Consider the following 16,928-nt stretch of genomic DNA (forward strand, 5'->3'; position numbering starts at 1 on the left):
ACGACCGCGGTGGCCGCTGGACACTTCATCAACCTAGTTGTACGCTGTGTGCGCGAGCCATAGGAGATGTCCCCGCTCGGCTGCCCGCGTAGCCGAGCGGGGACATGCTCAGAGCGGCTGTCGAGCGACGGGCGATGCGCGACGCTGCCCGTATCGTGGTCATGTGGACAGTCGCGCCGCGATCATCCAGTACGTTCCCCGGCCGGGCATCATCGACCTGGGCTGGGGTCATCCGCTGCCTGAACTGCTGCCCGTCGAGCTCTGGTCGGACGCGGGCCAGACCGCGCTGCGGGCACACGCCTGGCAGGCGCTGACCTATGGCGCCGCGGCCGGACCGGGGCCGTTCATCGAATGGCTCGCCGAGCACCTGGACTCCTACGACCAAGGCAACACGAAGCCGTCCGAGGTGTTCGTCACCAACGGCGCCTCACACGGCCTGGCGCTGGCGGCGGACCTGCTCACCGAGCCAGGCGACGTCGTCCTGGTCGACTCGCCGACCTACCATCTGGCGTTCCCGACGATCGCCGACCGGCGGGCCGAGATCGTCGCCGTGCCGACAGACGACCAAGGCGTACATCCAGGCCGGACGGCAGAACTGCGCGAGCGGTTCGTCCGAGCCGGGCGACGCGTCCCGATGATGTACATCGTCCCGACGTTCGCCAACCCCACCGGCCGCTGTCTACCCCAACAGCGGCGGCTGGAACTCGTCGACCTGGCCCGACGCACCGGGTTGACGATCGTCGAGGACGACACATACCGCGAGCTGGCCTACGACACGCCCGCCCCGCCGTCGCTGTGGAGCCTGGCCGACCGCGGCAGCGTGGTTCGGCTCGGGACGGTCGCCAAGTCAGTCGCACCCGGGCTGCGGCTGGGCTGGATCACTGCCGAGGCCGGATTCGTACGGCGGCTGACCAGCCTCGGCTATGTCAACAGCGGCGGCGGAGTGAACCACACGACTGCCCTGACCATGGCTGCCTTCGGCGCCTCCGGTGCCTACCGGCGCCACGTCTCGGCCGTGCGCCGCCGCTACGCCGTACAGCGTGACGCGCTCATCGGCGGCTTGCGCCGCGCGGCGCCGGACCTGCGGTTCTCGACTCCGGCCGGTGGCTGGTTCCTCTGGGTCGAACTGCCCGAGCCGCTCACGGCCGACATGCTCGCACCGGTCGCCGACGCGCACGGGGTGGCGTTCGTCGAAGGCGCACGGTTCTTCGTCGATAGCGAGCACGGCCGGTCCTGCATCCGACTGGCGTTCTCGATGCTGCCGCCGGACACGCTCGCGGAAGCCGCCCGTCGGCTCGGGCAGGCGGTGCGGAGTGCTCGCGCGGACGCCACTGTCGCCGCGGAGTCGGAGCCTGGGCGGGAGCGCGGATGACGGACACCGGGAACTCGCGGCCGACTTCGCGAGAACCTGTTCCGGGCTCTGACCGCGCAGCTGTGGACGGTGGCGTTGGTTGTCGTCCGGTCAACGGGGTAGAGGGCGACCATGACACTATTCGACACGGTCGGGTATCCGGAGCCGCCGGCTGTCGCGGGCGAGGCCGAGACCCTGCTGGGCTCGCTGGAGCGCCAGCGCGCCACCTTCGCCTGGAAATGTGCCGGTCTCGACGAGGAAGACCTGCGGGTGAGCGTGGGTGTTTCGACGGTGACCCTCGGCGGGTTGCTCAAGCACCTGGCCTACCTGGAGGACCTCAACTTCACCCGTGGCGTGGCCGGGGCGCGGTTGCCGTCGCCGTGGCGCGAGGTGGACTGGGCGACCGAGCCGGGTTGGGACTGGCGCTCGGCCGACGATGACCGCGCCGCTGAGCTCTACCTGCTGTGGGAGCAGGCGGTCGACCGGTCGCGGCAGGCGGTGGCCGCGGTGCTGATGACGGTCGGCGTGGACAGCGTGTACACGGCACCGGACGGCACGCTGCTGACGCTGCGTCGGCTCATCGTCGACATGATCGAGGAGTATGCCCGGCACACCGGGCACGCCGACCTGATCCGGGAGGCGGTCGACGGCCGGGTGGGGGAGGATCCGCCGGGACCCGCCTATCCGTTCGAGATCCGGTGACCCCGTGTTCGGGAGGTTATGCGCGCCGCGGGAGGTAGGCGATCGCCTCGATCTCGATCCGTAGATCGGGATTGGCCAGCGCCGCCAGCACGGTCGACCGGGCGGGCAGCGGTTCGTCGAAGTATTCGCGGTAGACCGCGTTGAACTGGGCGAACAGTGTGGCGTTCAGCAGGAACGCGGTCACTTTGCACACGTCCCGCAGGTCGCCGCCCGCAGCTCGGCAGACCGCCCGGACGTTGTCGAGGACCATCCGCACCTCGGCGTCGAAGTCCCCGACCACCGTGCTGCCGTCGGGACGGACGGCCACCTGGCCCGAGATGAAGACATAGTCGCCCGCCCGCGTCGCGTGGGACAGCGGCATCGGCGAGGACGCGAGCTGGTCGCTGTGGATCTTCTCGATCACGGCGTCAATCTAGCACGCGGTGGACGTTCGGCAGTCGATCGACTGACCGCGATGTGAAACCTCGGCGCAACGCGGCGGACACGGAAGATCAAGTAGATTGCGGCAGTGGACTAATGTGGACGCATCGCACCGGACGGGTGTGATGCGATTGCGCTGAACGGCGACGAAAACCATGTCGTATGCATCGGTCACCAATGCGAGCGCGACTCGGCGCCTTTGTGCCGGGGGCGGTAGCCGTGGTCGCGGCGGAAACGGGCTCGCGTGAAACGGCTTCGGCTATGGCCAAGAGGTCTCAACTTGTGCGGTCTGCGCGCCCATACGGGCGACAAAGGCGGATTTATGACACGCCATGACCAAGTCCAGGTGTGCTTTACGTCACCTGCATTGATAGAGTTCCGCCACCACGGTCGGCGAACCTTCCGGACTCAGGGAATGCCTCGCAGAAATGATCGACCGAACGGGAGCAGGGGTTCGCGACAGGGAAGGTATGCTCGATGACCGGTGCGCTGGCTGTCAACAACGCCGAGTACCCGTGGGATCTGTTCGACTCGGAGTCGTATCAGCAACGCAACTATGCCACTCTGCACGAGCTGGATCAGATAATCATCCCGCTCCTGGCCCGGTTCTTCGACGAGCAGGATCTTCCCCGCCACTCGGCCGCGATCGACGTCGGTCCCGGGACCAACCTCTACCCGGCGATGGCGATGCTCCCTTTCGCGGAGACCATCACCCTGTGGGAGTACTCGTCGGCGAACGTCGTCTGGCTGGAACAGGAGATAGGCCGCTATCGTCGATCCTGGGACGACTTCTGGCAGGCCCTGGTGCGAAGCTGCGACAGATACCGCGCCATCCGGCCCGCCGAACTCCTGCCCCAGGTAGTCAAGATCGAGAAGGGCAGCATCTTCGACCTCGAAGAGGGCAGGTGGGATCTGGGCACGATGTTCTTCGTCGCGGAGTCCATCACCGGAATGCTGGACGAGTGCGCCACGGCGACGACGAGATTCGTACGCTCGCTCAAGCCGGGAGCGCCGTTCGCGGCGACGTTCATGGAGGGCTCCCGCGGTTACGTCGTCGGGGACCACACATTTCCCGCCGTCGCCGTCACGGAGCAGGACGTGCACGACATCCTGCGCGACGTGGCCCGTGACGTGACCCTGCATCCCATCCGATCGCCTCAGCTGTTCCGTCATGGCTACGACGGAATGATGCTGGTCACGGGCGTTCGCAGCGATACTCCAAGTACGTGGGTCCAGCACGGATCCGGATCGGGCACCAATCAGCGGAAGGAATGGTCGGCGTGACCGACAGCACGGCGAGCGCGAGCGTCGCGACGAAGGCAGCCATCGACAAGGCGTTCACCACATACGACATTCAGGCGTGCCTGTACGATGCCCGCCGGGTCCAGTATCTGCAGGAAGCGATCAACAAGACCGTCAAGCCTGGCGATGTCGCGGTGGACGCGGGCAGCGGCACCGGCCTGCTGGGGCTGTTCGCCGCGAAGGCGGGCGCCAAGCGCGTCTACTGCCTCGAGTTCAATCCGGATTTCATCCCGGTCATCGAGGAGAACGCCCGCCGCAACGGCCTGGCCGACCGGATCATCGCGGTGCACGCCGACGCGACGAGTCATGAGCTGCCGGAGGAGGTCGACGTCGTCATCAGCGAGGTGATCAGCGCGGGCTTCTTCTATGAGCCGCAATTGCAGATCACCAACAACCTCCGCCGCTTCCTCAAGCCGGGCGGGGCCATGATCCCCATGGGCATGCAGAACCACGTCGAGCTGATGTACGCGCAAGAGGACATCTACGGTCTGAAGTTGAACTTCGACACGAGGTTCACCGAACTCGACGATGACCGCCCGCTGACCGACAGCCCGCAATATCTCGACAACCGGTTCGATGCCTGGACCGATCCGGCGATTCGCGGACGAGCCAGGCTGACGGCGATGACCTCCGGCCGCGCGAACGCCATTCGAATCGCGTACCGGATAGATTTCGCCGAAGGGATCTCCGGGGACAAGCCGACCGACTTCCTGCTCAATCCGCAGATCATCTTCCTTCAGAATTCATTCGACGTGCGAGCGGGCGACCAATTCGACGTCAGTCTCGATTACCTCGCGAGCAACAGCCCATTGGAGGCGAACATCGCGATCACCCCGATAAAGGCCTGAGTCTCTCGCCTCACTTGGCACGTTGCACCACAATGGACTCATCCATCGAGATGGGACTGCCGTGCCTGCCACAGACGACGACGCATCGATCGCCAGCAAGCCCGGGGGTGTCGGGGCCCTCGCCGCCTGGGCCGCCCTCGACGGTCGGCCCCGGGTGGCGTCCTCCGGCACCGACGGCTCCATCCAGATCTGGGATCCCGAGGCGGCCGTGGCCGTGGGGGCGCCACTGTTCGGCCATACCCAGACGGTGCTGAACCTGAGGGCGTGGTCGTGGCCAGGCGGCCGCCTGCTGGTCTCCACCAGCGAGGACGGCTCGGTCTACGCATGGGACGTCGCCGCCGACGACCCGGTCGGGCGGCGGCTCGAAGGCCATCACGGCTGGGTGCAGGCACTGTGCCTCTGGAACACCGCCGACGGCCCCCGACTGGCCACGGCCGGGGGCGACGACCGCACGGTGCGCCTGTGGGATCCGGTCGCCGGAGCCGAACTTGGCCCGCCGCTGATCAACGGGCAGCAGCACCTGGCCGCGCTGGCGTCCTGGACCGGGCCTGACGGTGACCGGATGGCCGTCGGCTACGTCGACGGACTCGTCGAGATCTGGGATCTCGACGAACTGCGGCACATCGACCGGCTCGACCTGCGCCACGAGGGCGGGCTGTGGTCGCTGTGTTCGTGGACCGACGCCACCGCGACAGCATGGCTGGCCTCCAGCGGACCCGACAGCCGGATCCGACTGTGGGACCCGGCCACCGGATCCGAGGCCGGCGCGCCGCTGGCCGGCCACAGCAAGTGGGTGCCGGTCCTGACCACCTGCGCATACCCCGACGGCGGCACGGCACTGATCTCCGCATCAGCCGACGGGACGGTGCGCATCTGGGACGTGTCGGTGCCGACGCCCACCGGTCGGCGGATCGAAGGCACGGGGGGAGCACTGCCGTCGGCCGCCGTGTGGACCGCCGTCGGCGGGCATCCGCGCGTCGCCGTCGCCGTGCAGGATGGAGTGCGCTCGTACGATGTCGCCACCGTTCAGGCGGTCGGCGAGCCCCTGGTCGGGCATGTGGCGGGCGTGTGGGCGCTGACGAGCTGGCGCGAACCGGACGGCACCCGACTGGCTTTCGGCGGCGACAACGGCACCATCCACGTGTGGAACGCCGACACCGGGCAGACCGTGGGCGAACCGTTGACCGGACATACTGCGGCCATCTGGCAGGTCGTCCACTTCGCGGACGGGGCCGGCCGGTCGCGGCTCGCCTCGACCGGCGACGACGGCACGGTCAAGGTGTGGGACCCGCAGGCCGGTGTCGCGACCGCCACCCTGCGCGGTCACAAGGACTGGGTTCCGGCGCTCATCGCCTGGACCACCCCGGCGGGTGCGCCGATGCTCCTCTCCGCCGGCATCGACGGGACGATCCGCCGCTGGGATCCGCTGGCCGGGACCGAGATCGGACAGCCGATGATCAGCCACAAGGGCCGGGTGTTGTCACTGGCCGTATGGGTGGGGACAGCGGGTCCGCGGCTGGCGTCCGGCGGTGACGACGGCCTGATCCGGATCTGGGATCCACTCACCGCAGACCCCGTCGGAGAGCCCCTGGCCGGCCACGAAGGGTGGGTACGGTCGCTGACGGTGTGGCAGGGTGCCGGCCGGCACCTGCTGATCTCCGGCGGCTACGACGGCACCGTGTGCCTGCGGGATCTGGACACGGGAGCGCGGGTCCACGAACCGCTGGCCCACCCCGGCCGGGTGGGCGCGGTATTGACCTGGTCGGACGTCGACGGCGCGGCCCGGCTCGTCTCCGCCGACGCGGACGGTGTGCTCCGCCGCTGGGACCTGGACACGGTCCGGCCACTGGAGCCCGCCCTGCGCGGACACGAGGCGGGCATCTGGGCCCTGACCGGCTGGACCGACGCCCAGGGCGAGGTCCGGCTGGCGTCGTCGGGACAGGACGGTTCGGTCCGGCTGTGGGACCCGCGGCACGCCCAGGCGGTACGCACCCTGGAGATCGGTCCCGTCTCCATCTGGGGTGTCTCCGACGCCCCCACCAAGCGTGACGTCATCGGACGGCAGGCCCTCGCCGAGGCCGTCGCCCACCAGCTCCGCCATCCTGGCGCCGCCGTCGGCGGCGCCAGCAGCGGCGACGGGCCGATGGTGGTGGGCATCGAAGGACCCTGGGGGTGTGGCAAGAGCACCCTGATGAACCTCGTCCGCGAGATTCTGCGCGGGCCGCGGCCCGCCCCGGTCGCGAGGGGCCGTGGCCTGCCCGTGCGAGCCGTGCTGCGCCGCATCGCCGAACCCGCCAGAGATGACGAGACCGAGCTCGAGAGCGGGGCCGGCGTCCGCAGGGGCGCGGGCATCGTCACCGCGTGGTTCAACCCGTGGGCCTACCAGTCCGGCGAGCAGATCTGGGCCGGTCTGGCCAGCGAGATCATCGATGCGGCGGACGGCGTGCTGTACCGGACCGCCGCCGACAAGCAGGAGTACTGGCTTCGCCGCAATCTCGGCCAGGTCGACCGCTTCGAACTGCGGCGGGCGCTGCGCCGCCGGACCCGGTCGCCCATCTTCGGCCTGTCGGTGGCGGTGTTCCTCGTGCCAGCGGTGGTGTCGGTGCTCGCCGTCGACACACCGATCTCGATGGGCCGGTTCGCGGTCCATCCGATGGGGTTCGCCGCGGGCATGGCCGCCGTCGCGTTGGTGGCGGGGATCGCGCACACGTTGTGGCGCCGCTGGTTCGGCCTGGCGTCGGCGTACCTGCCGCCGGAGCTGCTGGAGGGCCCAGTCGCGCAGGCGCCCCGACTGGACGCGCCGGGCGGCGCCGAACCGCAGCCCGATCCGCTGCGGCAGGCCCGGTCGGGCGCGCTCTACCTCTACCAGCACCACGTGGCGGGCCTCATCGGTGATCTGACCGCCGCGGGCTATCAGCTGGTCGTGTTCGTCGACGACATCGACCGCTGCCGCCCCGGCACGATCGCCGAGGTCTTCGAGGCGATCAACGTCTTCCTCGCCGACATCGCCTCGCGCAGCGGGCTGCGCGCGCAGTTCGTCGTGGGTCTGGACGCGGGCGTGGTCGCGGGCCACCTGGACCGGATCTACCAGGACCACGGCAACGCCTTCGCGATCCGGCACGGCGAGGATCCGTCGCCCGGCTGGGCGTTCCTGCGCAAACTGATCCAGCTGCCGGTGCTGGTGCCGCAGGTGTCCGATCACGGGCTGGTGCGGCTGGTCGACTCGGTGACCTGGCAGGGCGCGCCACCGCCGCGGTCACTGGTGCCGTCGCAGCGGACCCCCGGTGGCGGTGTGTCGACCGGCACCACCGTTGCCGCCCCGGCACCCCGGCCCTCGCGGCGGTCGGCGCGCATCGTGCGTACCAGCGTGCAGACGCTGACCTGGCGGTCGGCGGAGAAGCATCCGCAGGTGCGCACCCTGCTGCTCGACCGCCTGCACGCGCAGCAGGTCCGCTCGATCCGGGAGACCAAGCGGCTCATCAACGTCTGGCAGTTCTACGCCCGCGCGATGGAGAGCCTGGATCCGCTGACCCGTCCCGAGGCGATGATCACCAGGGCCCGAAACCTGCTGATCCTCGCCGAGATCGTCACCCGCTGGCCGGCACTGCAGCGAGGTCTGCACCGGCACGTCCGCGGGACTCGCGTGCTGCGGCTGCTGGCCGACGCGGCACCGGACGAGCAGGCGTGGCGGGACGTCGTGGGTCGGCTCGGGTTCGAGGCCGCCGACGGCCCGCTGGACACCCTGCGCGAGCTGCTCACCGAGTACGACGGTGTCGCGGTGGCCGAACTCGCCGATCAGTTGCTGTGACCGGCGCTCGCGGCACGGACGGGCGTCGCGTCCCGCGAGCGGAAGGCCTGACCGACGGGGGAGTCAACCCTCGCGGCGGGACTGGTCGAGCGCGGCGCGGACCAGTTGGGCCGCTTCGAGGGCGCAGCCCCACGACACGGTGAGACCGGAGCCGCCGTGGCCGTAGTTGTGCACGATCGGCTGCCCGTCGACATCGACGCGCTCGACCCTGATTCGCGGCCGTACGGGGCGGGTCCCGGTGCGCACCTCGACGATCTGCGCGGTGGCGAGCTGTGGCTCGATCTGCGCGCAGCGGCTCTTGATCTGCTCGGCGACGGCCTCGCGGTCCACGCTGGTGCCTTCGGCGACGGCGCAGCCGCCCAGGACGACGAGGTCGCCGTGGGGCAGGATGTAGGTCAGGTCGCCGTGCTCGGCGTCGTCCTGGAAGAAGCGCACCACCGGTGGATCAGGATTCTTCACCACCACCAGTTGGCCGAGCACGCCCTGCAGGGTCGGGTCGGGCACGAGTTCCCGCGCACCGATGCCCGCGCAGTTGACGATGACACGGCAGTGGTCACCGATCTGCGCGAACGACTCGATCTTTTGCTCCTCCAGGGTCGCCCCGGCGGCGAGCAGCCGGTCCTGCAGGTAGGCGAGGTAGGTGGGCATGTCGACCAGCGGCACCTCGTAGTGCCAGCCGCTGCGGAACCGGCTCGGCAGCTCGTCTGGTCGGCATCGGCGGAAGCCGGGCATGGCCGCGGCCCAGTCGGGCGGTTCGACGCCGGCGGCTTCGGCGGCGTCGATGCCCGCGACGATGCGGATGCCGCAGCCTTCGGCCGCGGTGGCGAGCTTCTCGAGGACTTCGCGGGTCACGCGGCTCCACTCGAATGCTCGTGCGTCGGCCAGCATGTACGGTCCCCAGCTGGCGCCGGCGGCGAAGGAGGTCCGGTCGGGGAGCGCCTGGTGGGACAGGACGCGCACGGACAGTCCGGCCTCCGCCAGGCACACTCCGGTGGTCAGTCCGGACACGCCTGCGCCGACGACGATCACGTCGGCCTTCACGGGAATCACCATTCGATTACATTAACGTGTGTCTACACACGAACAGGAGTCACTTCGTCGCCTTGAGCGACGAAGTCGCGGCCGTGCAACACGTTCGGGTGTAATGGACGACCATTAACGTCAATGTATGGATGAATGTGTCCATCGTCCGCACGGCCCGTGATCAGGCAAGCGTACGGGCATTGCATCGATGCGCCACCATGAGGTGCAATGAAGTGCGGCCGGGGGGCTATGGGGGGTGCGGAGTGGCCGAACATCTGATGACGCTGGGCGAGGTCCACACAGCCCTGCTGCGCAACTCCACCGCCGTCTCCACGACCGACACCGAGGCACTGCTCGACCTGGTGCAGGGACGGCGGGTACGCCGCTCGGAACGGCCCATCGCGCACGCCCAGTCACCCGACCGGCACATCGGCGTCGACTGCGCACTGGCCGGCACCGGAGCACGCGTTCGCGGCGTCGGCACCGTCTGCACCCGCGCCACGATCACCGGCGGCCACGTCGCCCAGGCCTCGGCCTACGTGCGGGTGGTCCGTGGCGACGCCGGCCGCCGCCTGCCCTGGTCGCACTATCTGGCCGCACCCGGCACGATCGAGACGATCGGCAAGATCGACGCCGCCTCGATCACCGACGCGATGCTGCGCGGAGAACCCGGCGAAGCGCTCAACCTCGACGCGATCGGCAACCGCACCCTCGACCAGGTGCAACTCGACCATCGCCTCGATCACCGCCCCGCCTTCCGCACCGCCCGTACCCGCCTGCGCTGGGCGGCCGGTCCCGGGGAGAGCACCACCCTCAGCTTCAGCCTCGATGATCCGACCACCCGCACCCTCCGGCTGCCCCGAACCGACCTGGACGACCGGGCGACCGCGGCGTTCTGCGAAGACCTCGCCCTGCACGATTGGCTGCTCACCACCCTGCTCACGATGGTGGAGAGTCGACCGGCCGGGTCCGCGCGCGCCGACACCGTCGCCCGGATCCGCCCGGCGATCGACTTCCTGCTCCACCTGTGGATGCCAGCGGCCCGCACCGACCCCGCCCTCCAGGAACTGTGGCGCGACGTCGAACGTCGCCCCGGATTCACCCGCCAGTGGCGCGTCAACGTCGACCGCATCCGCGACCAGCTCGCACTGGCCACCATCGAACGCCTGGGACGCTGAACCGACCCGACCGATCGGAGCGCGCATGGCCACCCCTCCCGCACCGACGCCCCCGACCAGCAGCTTCCAGTCCCGGATCCTCACCAAGGTGGGGGTCTCGGTCCTGTTCGGCCTGCTGGGATTCGTGATCGGGCAGCTCATGGGCGCCGACCTGGCCGACAACGTGATGCTGGGCATGGGCCTGTCGGTGTTCATCTCCGGCGTCGCGTTCATCACCCAGTTCCTGATCGAGGTCGACCACCGGGTCGCCCGCGTCGGCACCGGCCTGGCCAACATCGATCGCAGCTTCGCCGAGCACGTCGCCAGCACCAAACTGATGATCAAAGACGAGTTCGCGAAGGTGAACGAGGCCACGCAGCTCTTCGGCGCGGTCGAGGCGTCGGCTCTGAACACCGATGCCATGACCCAGCTGGTCAAGAACGCGACCACGATCGGGCGCACCTCCCGCTCCCTGATCTTCGACTTCGCGCAGTCCGAGGTCGCGCGGCTGTCCGGCTACCTCAAGGACCTGGGCCAGGCCGGCGACGTCACCTACGAGGGCGAGGACCGCGACTGGCTGCTCGGACTCACCAAGGTGACCGCCGACTCGATCGACGCGACCAGTCTCACCACCGTCGACGCCGGTGGCCGTGGCTCGGTCGACGGCGGCCTGTGGACCAGCGACCTGGGCCAGCTCTACCTCGAAGCCCAGCGTGAGGCGATCCGTCGCGGCGTGGAGATCCGCCGCGTCTTCATCATGGACCGGCCGATCGAGATGGACGGCGAGTTCACCGGCATCCTGGACCAGCACGTCGCGATCGGGGTGCAGGTGCGCACCCTCAATCCGTCCGACATCATGGGCACCCGCCGGGCCACGCTGTTCGACTTCATCGTCTTCGACGGCGTGCTGAGCTACCAGTCCACGACGGCTTCGCGCATCAACGAAGCCAACCGGCCCATCATCGTCACCACCACGCTGGTGACCAACGAGGCCAGGGTCGCCGAACGCCGGGAACGTTTCGCGGACCTCTGGGCGTCCGGCAAGCCCTACCTCGGCCCGGCGGGCAAGTGAGCCTCACCGCCAGCGGGCACCGACGAAGGCGTACTCGATCCGCTCGACGACCTCGGCCGCCAACGTCAACTTCTCCCGCGCCGCCCGCTCCCGCACCTGGGCGGACACCGCCCGCTCCACCGCGACCTGGCTCAGCACGGTGCGTACGGCCTGCTCCACCGGCAGGAACCGGCCCGCCAGCACCGAGAACGTCCGGTACGCCGAGAAGTCGGCGGCCTCGCGACGCAGCCGGATCACCGGGGGCAGCGCGGCCCAGTCATCCGGGAACTCGCCCTCCCACAACCGAGGCTGCGCGACGATCGCGCCACGGTCACGGAGCACACCCAACCGCAGCAGTTGCCACACCGCCGCCAGGAACGCGCACGACCACAGCCGCCCGTCCGCCTCGTCACGCCACAACTCCACGTCGACGAAGACCGAGTGGTTGACGGCGCCGTTCTCGCTCGGCCCCCGCCACTTCGCGCCGGATCGCATCGCCTCCGCGCTGTCGACGGCCGGGCTCGGCGCACCGTTGCCGCGCCAGCCCGACTGGGCCGTGGGCGGGCGTAGGTCGCGTTCCTGCTCCCGGGTGCCGTTGGTGAGCCAGCCGGCCTCGTGCACGGGCTCGCTGACGCCGCTGGTGCCCGGAGCGGGGTCCGGCACCAGTTGCGCCTGCACCAGGCTCGCCAGCGGCACGCCGGACGCGGTGGCGCAGGCGGACTCGCGGGCGATGTAGTCGATGGTCAGGCCCGCCTCCGCGGCCGAGCGCAGCAGTTGCGGAATGACCGCCCGCGGCGTCCAGGGCAGCTCGCTGCGGGCCAGCCGACCCGCCACATCAGGCTTGGTGAAGTAGTCGTCGACGAGGAAGCAGGTGCTGATCCGGGCCGTGCGGGGGGCCACCCCGGCCCGGCACACCTCCGCCGCCGTACCGACCCACGGTGCGACCAGCTCGAACAACTCCCGCAACCGACCCGGCCCGGCGACGTAGTCCTCCATGTAGAGGTGCCCGAGCTCGATCGACAGGTGCGCCATCGGCAGCTCCGCCACCCGCTCCTGGGCGGCGGCCTCGGTGTACACGGCGCTCACAGCGTCGCCCACGCGTTCTCGTCGTCGAGGTTGTGCGCCAACTCGACGAACGCCTCCACCGTCTCGACGTTGGCCACCTGCCGCGACAGCGTGTCCGTGTCGGTGATCAGCTGCTCGCGCCACTGCAGCAGCGGGTCCAGGGGGATCGAACCGATGGTCGTGGTGCGGCCGATGTTCAGCTTCGTGGCCAGCGCCTTGAGATCGGTGTCGCACTTGCGCAGCCAGGCCACCTGCTCCGGCCGCAGTCCGCCGAGGGCGTCGGACTCCGGATCGACCACCGCCGTGCGGACGAAGCGCATCCGGTCCAGCAGCCACGCCCGGTCGTGTCCGGCCCCGCCGGTGTGCTGCGGAGCGCTGGCCTCCAGCAGCCCGTGCTTGCCGAAGACCAGGCCGTTGGCGGCGATCAGATGCTGGCGGGTCCAGCGGTGGAACACCAGCCACCGGTTCTCCACCTCGCGAAGCTCGGGCAGCGCCGTCGCCGCCAGCACGATGTCCGTGGCGTGCGAACGTCCGGCGCTGAGATCGATCAGGCAGATGTCGAACTCGGCGTCGAGCCGGGCGAACAGCCGCGCGCAGCGCTTGATGATCTCCTTGGTACCGGGAAACTCGCCGCCGAACTCGTCGCCGGGAAACAGCACCAGCTTGCCCGCCCGGCTGGGCCGGCCGCGCAGACTCGAGCGGTCCGAGTGCGACCACACGTCCAGGCGCAGTGGCGGATCGACCCTGCCCTGAAGGTATGAGTGGATTCCCCCGCCGGACGCGCCGCGGCGCACCAGATCGACGTGGAAGATGGTGCCCGCGGTCGGGGAACCGAAGTCGAAGTCCAGGTAGGCGACGTTACTGCCGCTCAGTGCCCGCCGGTACGCGAGGTTGCTGCTTGTCACCGACCGGCCGGTGCCGCCCTTGTCCGAGGTGGCAAAGACCAGCATGGCTAGAAGACCTCCGTCGTGTCCCGGGACGCGACGAGGGAATCCAGATCGCCCAGCGCCGTCAGCAGCAGCGACACCGCGGTGCCCGGACGCGCGGGCATGATCTCGCGCGCCCGCCGGATCCGCTGACGCACCGCCTCCAGCCGTTTGCGTTCCGGAGTGCCGCTCTCCGACGTGCCCGCCAGCAGTTCCTGGGAGTAGAGGTGATCGGCCTCGGCGAGCAGGCTCAGGGCGTGGCCGAGCAGCGGTTCGCTGCGCAGCGGCTGGTCGTCGGCCAGTCGCGCGGCCAGGACCAGACTCTCCACCACCCGGACCGTGTGGTGCCAGGAGATGCGCTGGTCGCCGGAGGGCAGCGGGTAGACCTGGCTCGGATCGTCCCACAGCCCCGGCTCGTCGTCCACGATGGTGCGCCGCTGGGCGACGTGGTCCCACAGGTCGTCGGCGAGGTTCAGCGCATCGCCGCGCAGGTCGATGCGGTTGACCAGCCCCGCGACCATGGCGGCCCGCTTGAGCAGCAGCGGCGCGAAGTCGGCGGCCACCCAGCTGAGCCGCGGCGAGAAATCGGTGGCACCCTCGACCTCGATGGAGACACCGGGGGAGTGCAGCTGAAGGGCCGGATCCTCACGAAGCGGCCGGCGGGTCATCCGGCTGCGGTTCGCCAGCTCGGCGAGGATCTCTCCGAGGCGCTGCAGGTCGGAGTCGTTCGGACGCCCCGAGAGGTGGCGGGCGGCGATCGAGGTCACCAGGAGGCTGAAGTAGTCCGACTCCACTCCGTCGACCGTGCGCCACGGGATGTCCTCCAGCGGCCAGCGCTTGGTGCCGAAGGAGGCCACGGTGGACCAGTACCGCTGGGTGAGATCCCAGCGCAGGCGCAGGGCGCTGGAGAGCTTGAGCTGGTCGTCGTCGAGCAGACGCAGCAGCCGGGTGCGGTCGTTGTAGAGGTCGGCGATCGCGTCCAGGGCGACCACGGTGAAGTAGAGGTAGGGCGCGTCGAGGGCCAGGCCGGGAGTCTGCTGGCCGAGGTCGACCGGGAACTCGACCGGCGTGGCGTTGCTGTGCACGCCCCAGGACCAGCCGCATTCGAACAGCATGTCCTCGCGTTCGATCTGCTCGACCTGGGTGAGGCCGAAGGTGAGGTCGCGCAGACCGGCGGCGACCTCACGCAGCGACACCCGCAGGTCCTCGATCACCCTGCGGCGAGGCTCACCATTCTGGTTCACGGTGCGCAGCAGCGCCGCGGCATAGTCGCTGTCGTCGGGAAAGACGAGGATGGAGAAGCTGCGCAGCAGCCCGATCATCGCCGCGGACAGCCGCCGGCTGGCCGCCTTCTCGACCTGCTCCAGCCGCGCCCGCAGCTCGGGGCGGGTCACCGACCGGCTGAAGACCTTGATGAAGCCGAGCGAGGACAGCATGAGCGGGATCGACGCGGCGAACGACTCCACCACCGGCAGCTCGCGCTGCTCCGCGGTCGGCTCCTCGCCGGGGACCAGGGCGGAGAAGTAGCTGCCGCCCGAGAAGATGGGAGTGCCGTCGGAGGCGGTGTACCGATCGAGGTAATCCATCACCAGCCCGATGAGGAACTGCGGGATGTCGATCGCACCGCCGAACGGCCGCAGCACCTTGAGCAGGTCCTCGTCGGTGGAGTTGGGCTCGTCGAGCTGAAACTGCGGGATCTCGGTGGCGGGCAGCATCAGGCAGAGCAACTGCTCCGCGTCGGAGATCGAATTGGAGCCGTCCCGGCCACCCCAGCGCCATTCCCCCTTGCCCTTGGCGCCGGGAACGGGAGCGAAGGCGACCTTGGCGGTCGCACTCCAGATGTCCAGGAGTTCTTGTCTCGGCTTGATCCTCATGCGCCAGGACACCATCCCCAAGGTCGCGGCCGGCCGCCGACGCGGCCTGCGCGGGCAGTGGGGTCGCCGAACTGCCTGGTGCAAGCGGGTGGCGGTCTAGATTAGAGCCGTCCACACATCGTATGCCACGGATGCCACCATGTCGTCGCACGCACATTCGAAAACACACCGACGGGGCCCGGAGGGAAAGGAAGCGGTCGGCGTCGCGAGGGCGAATGCGCACCTCATTCGAAAGGCTTCGGGCATGGATCATCTGTCCGCATTGTCGCGACTCTCCGATGCCGTATCGGCGTGGGTGGCGGCGCCTGCGTCGCCACCCACGCCCGCGAGTCAGGCAAGGTCCTCCCGGAAGAACTCCGCCACCGTCGGATCCGCCAGGATCTTGACCATGTACGGGTGTTCGGTGATCCGCACGGAGGCTCGCGGCAGCGTCGCCGACCAGTACCGCGCCACCCGCTCGGCCCGTTCGGCCGGCGCGATGACGGTCACCGGACCGTCGTAGCGGCGCGGCTCGTAGTGCTCCTGCGCGGACAGGGCCGCGGCCCACAGCACCACGAGACGGTAGAAGTCCTCAGGTCCGTCGGTGGGCTCGAACCACAGGCGTTCGTGCAGCTGGGCCAGCGCCTTGGGCAGGTCGGCGACCGGGTCGTGCAGGCCGAACTCCACCCGCAGCGAGCCCAGCAGGTATTCGAAGTAGTCGTTGAGGCCCCACCCCGGGTCCAGCTCCGGCATGCCGTACGGCAGGTCCACGAGGATCAGCGACGCCACCTGCGCCCCGTCGGCGCGCAACTGCTGGGCCATCTCCAGCGCGATGACCGCCCCCGCGCACAACCCCGCGAGGTGGTACGGCCCGGTCGGCTGGACCGCGCGCAGCTCGGCCAGGTACCGCCGGGCGGTCTCGCCGATCGACAGCAGGGGCCGGGCCGGGGCCCGGTAGCCCACCGCCTCGAACCCGTACACCGGACGGCCGCCCGCGGCTCGCGCGCCCAGGTCGGCGAACAGCCGGACGTGACCGGTGCCCAGATGGACGCAGAACAGCGGCTCGCGGCCGTCTCCGGCGACCAGCTCCACCAGGCTCGGTGGCACCGCCGGGTCCCACGGTCCGGTGCTGGTGCGCCACACGTGGGCGACCATGTCGGGACGGAATCCGGGCTCCGGGCGCCCGGCGACGGCCCGTTCGGCCAGCTCGGCCACGGTCGGATGATGGAAGACGTCGACGGCCTTGACCGACAGTCCGGCGGCTCGGGCCCTGGCCACGACGTCCACCACGAGCAGGGAGTAGCCGCCGAGGTCGAAGAAGTCGTCGTCGGGGCCGACCGGGACGCCCAGGATCTCCTCCCAGATGGCGGTGAGTGCGGTGACGGCGTCAGCGCGGGTGGCGGGCACGGGTCCTCCTGGTCG

Annotated in this window: 13 protein-coding genes; 7 read left to right on the forward strand and 6 right to left on the reverse strand. The window is 69.8% G+C overall.

All coding sequences use genetic code 11. The features are described 5' to 3' along the window. Positions 1-163: 163 nt before the first annotated feature. Both KUA19_RS10640 and KUA19_RS10645 read left to right on the forward strand, forming a co-directional pair. On the forward strand, positions 164-1,372 hold the full coding sequence (locus tag KUA19_RS10640) for an aminotransferase-like domain-containing protein (RefSeq protein WP_217396019.1): 1,209 nt from the start codon (positions 164-166) through the stop codon (positions 1,370-1,372). A gap of 111 nt (positions 1,373-1,483) precedes the next feature. Next, on the forward strand, positions 1,484-2,053 hold the full coding sequence (locus KUA19_RS10645) for a mycothiol transferase (protein WP_217396020.1): 570 nt from the start codon (positions 1,484-1,486) through the stop codon (positions 2,051-2,053). A 16-nt stretch (positions 2,054-2,069) separates the two neighbouring features. On the opposite strand, the gene KUA19_RS10650 is transcribed toward KUA19_RS10645, so the two are convergent. Beyond that, entirely contained in the window at positions 2,070-2,456 is a 387-nt protein-coding gene (locus tag KUA19_RS10650; RefSeq protein ID WP_217396021.1) for a RidA family protein, read from the reverse strand. A 494-nt stretch (positions 2,457-2,950) separates the two neighbouring features. Here KUA19_RS10650 and KUA19_RS10655 point away from each other — a divergent pair, with 494 nt between their 5' ends. The 3 genes from KUA19_RS10655 (at position 2,951) to KUA19_RS10665 (ending at position 8,431) form a co-directional block, all read left to right on the forward strand. Beyond that, a complete protein-coding gene (locus tag KUA19_RS10655; protein WP_217396022.1) occupies positions 2,951-3,757 on the forward strand; it encodes an SCO2525 family SAM-dependent methyltransferase in 807 nt (268 codons plus the stop codon). Further along, a complete protein-coding gene (locus KUA19_RS10660) occupies positions 3,754-4,623 on the forward strand; it encodes a 50S ribosomal protein L11 methyltransferase (protein ID WP_217396023.1) in 870 nt (289 codons plus the stop codon). Before KUA19_RS10655 ends, KUA19_RS10660 begins: the two co-directional genes overlap by 4 nt. A gap of 61 nt (positions 4,624-4,684) precedes the next feature. Beyond that, entirely contained in the window at positions 4,685-8,431 is a 3,747-nt protein-coding gene (locus tag KUA19_RS10665) for a P-loop NTPase fold protein (RefSeq protein ID WP_217396024.1), read from the forward strand. Between the two features lie 63 nt (positions 8,432-8,494). Here KUA19_RS10665 and KUA19_RS10670 read toward each other — a convergent pair whose 3' ends face one another. Continuing rightward, a complete protein-coding gene (locus KUA19_RS10670; protein ID WP_217396025.1) occupies positions 8,495-9,484 on the reverse strand; it encodes an FAD-dependent oxidoreductase in 990 nt (329 codons plus the stop codon). 233 nt (positions 9,485-9,717) lie between these two features. On the opposite strand from KUA19_RS10670, the gene KUA19_RS10675 reads away from it, so the two are divergent. Next, positions 9,718-10,632 (forward strand): SCO2521 family protein, encoded by a 915-nt coding sequence (locus KUA19_RS10675; RefSeq protein WP_217396026.1) that lies wholly within the window; start codon positions 9,718-9,720, stop codon positions 10,630-10,632. 25 nt (positions 10,633-10,657) lie between these two features. Continuing rightward, a complete protein-coding gene (locus tag KUA19_RS10680; protein ID WP_217396027.1) occupies positions 10,658-11,683 on the forward strand; it encodes a DUF6879 family protein in 1,026 nt (341 codons plus the stop codon). A 3-nt stretch (positions 11,684-11,686) separates the two neighbouring features. Here the strand turns inward: KUA19_RS10680 and KUA19_RS10685 are convergent, their stop codons facing one another. The 4 genes from KUA19_RS10685 to KUA19_RS10700 form a co-directional block, all read right to left on the reverse strand. Then, positions 11,687-12,760, reverse strand: a complete 1,074-nt coding sequence (locus KUA19_RS10685; protein ID WP_308167413.1) for an SCO2522 family protein — start codon at positions 12,758-12,760, stop codon at positions 11,687-11,689. Continuing rightward, on the reverse strand, positions 12,745-13,677 hold the full coding sequence (locus KUA19_RS10690; RefSeq protein ID WP_217396028.1) for an SCO2523 family variant P-loop protein: 933 nt from the start codon (positions 13,675-13,677) through the stop codon (positions 12,745-12,747). Before KUA19_RS10690 ends, KUA19_RS10685 begins: the two co-directional genes overlap by 16 nt. 2 nt (positions 13,678-13,679) lie before the next feature. Beyond that, positions 13,680-15,527, reverse strand: a complete 1,848-nt coding sequence (locus KUA19_RS10695) for an SCO2524 family protein (RefSeq protein ID WP_217396029.1) — start codon at positions 15,525-15,527, stop codon at positions 13,680-13,682. 330 nt (positions 15,528-15,857) lie between these two features. Next, positions 15,858-16,913: a thioesterase domain-containing protein gene (locus KUA19_RS10700; RefSeq protein WP_217396030.1), complete on the reverse strand. Its 1,056-nt coding sequence runs from the start codon at positions 16,911-16,913 to the stop codon at positions 15,858-15,860. Positions 16,914-16,928: the final 15 nt, after the last annotated feature.

This window comes from Catellatospora tritici, from assembly GCF_019083965.1.
In the GTDB taxonomy this organism is placed as follows: domain Bacteria; phylum Actinomycetota; class Actinomycetes; order Mycobacteriales; family Micromonosporaceae; genus Catellatospora; species Catellatospora tritici.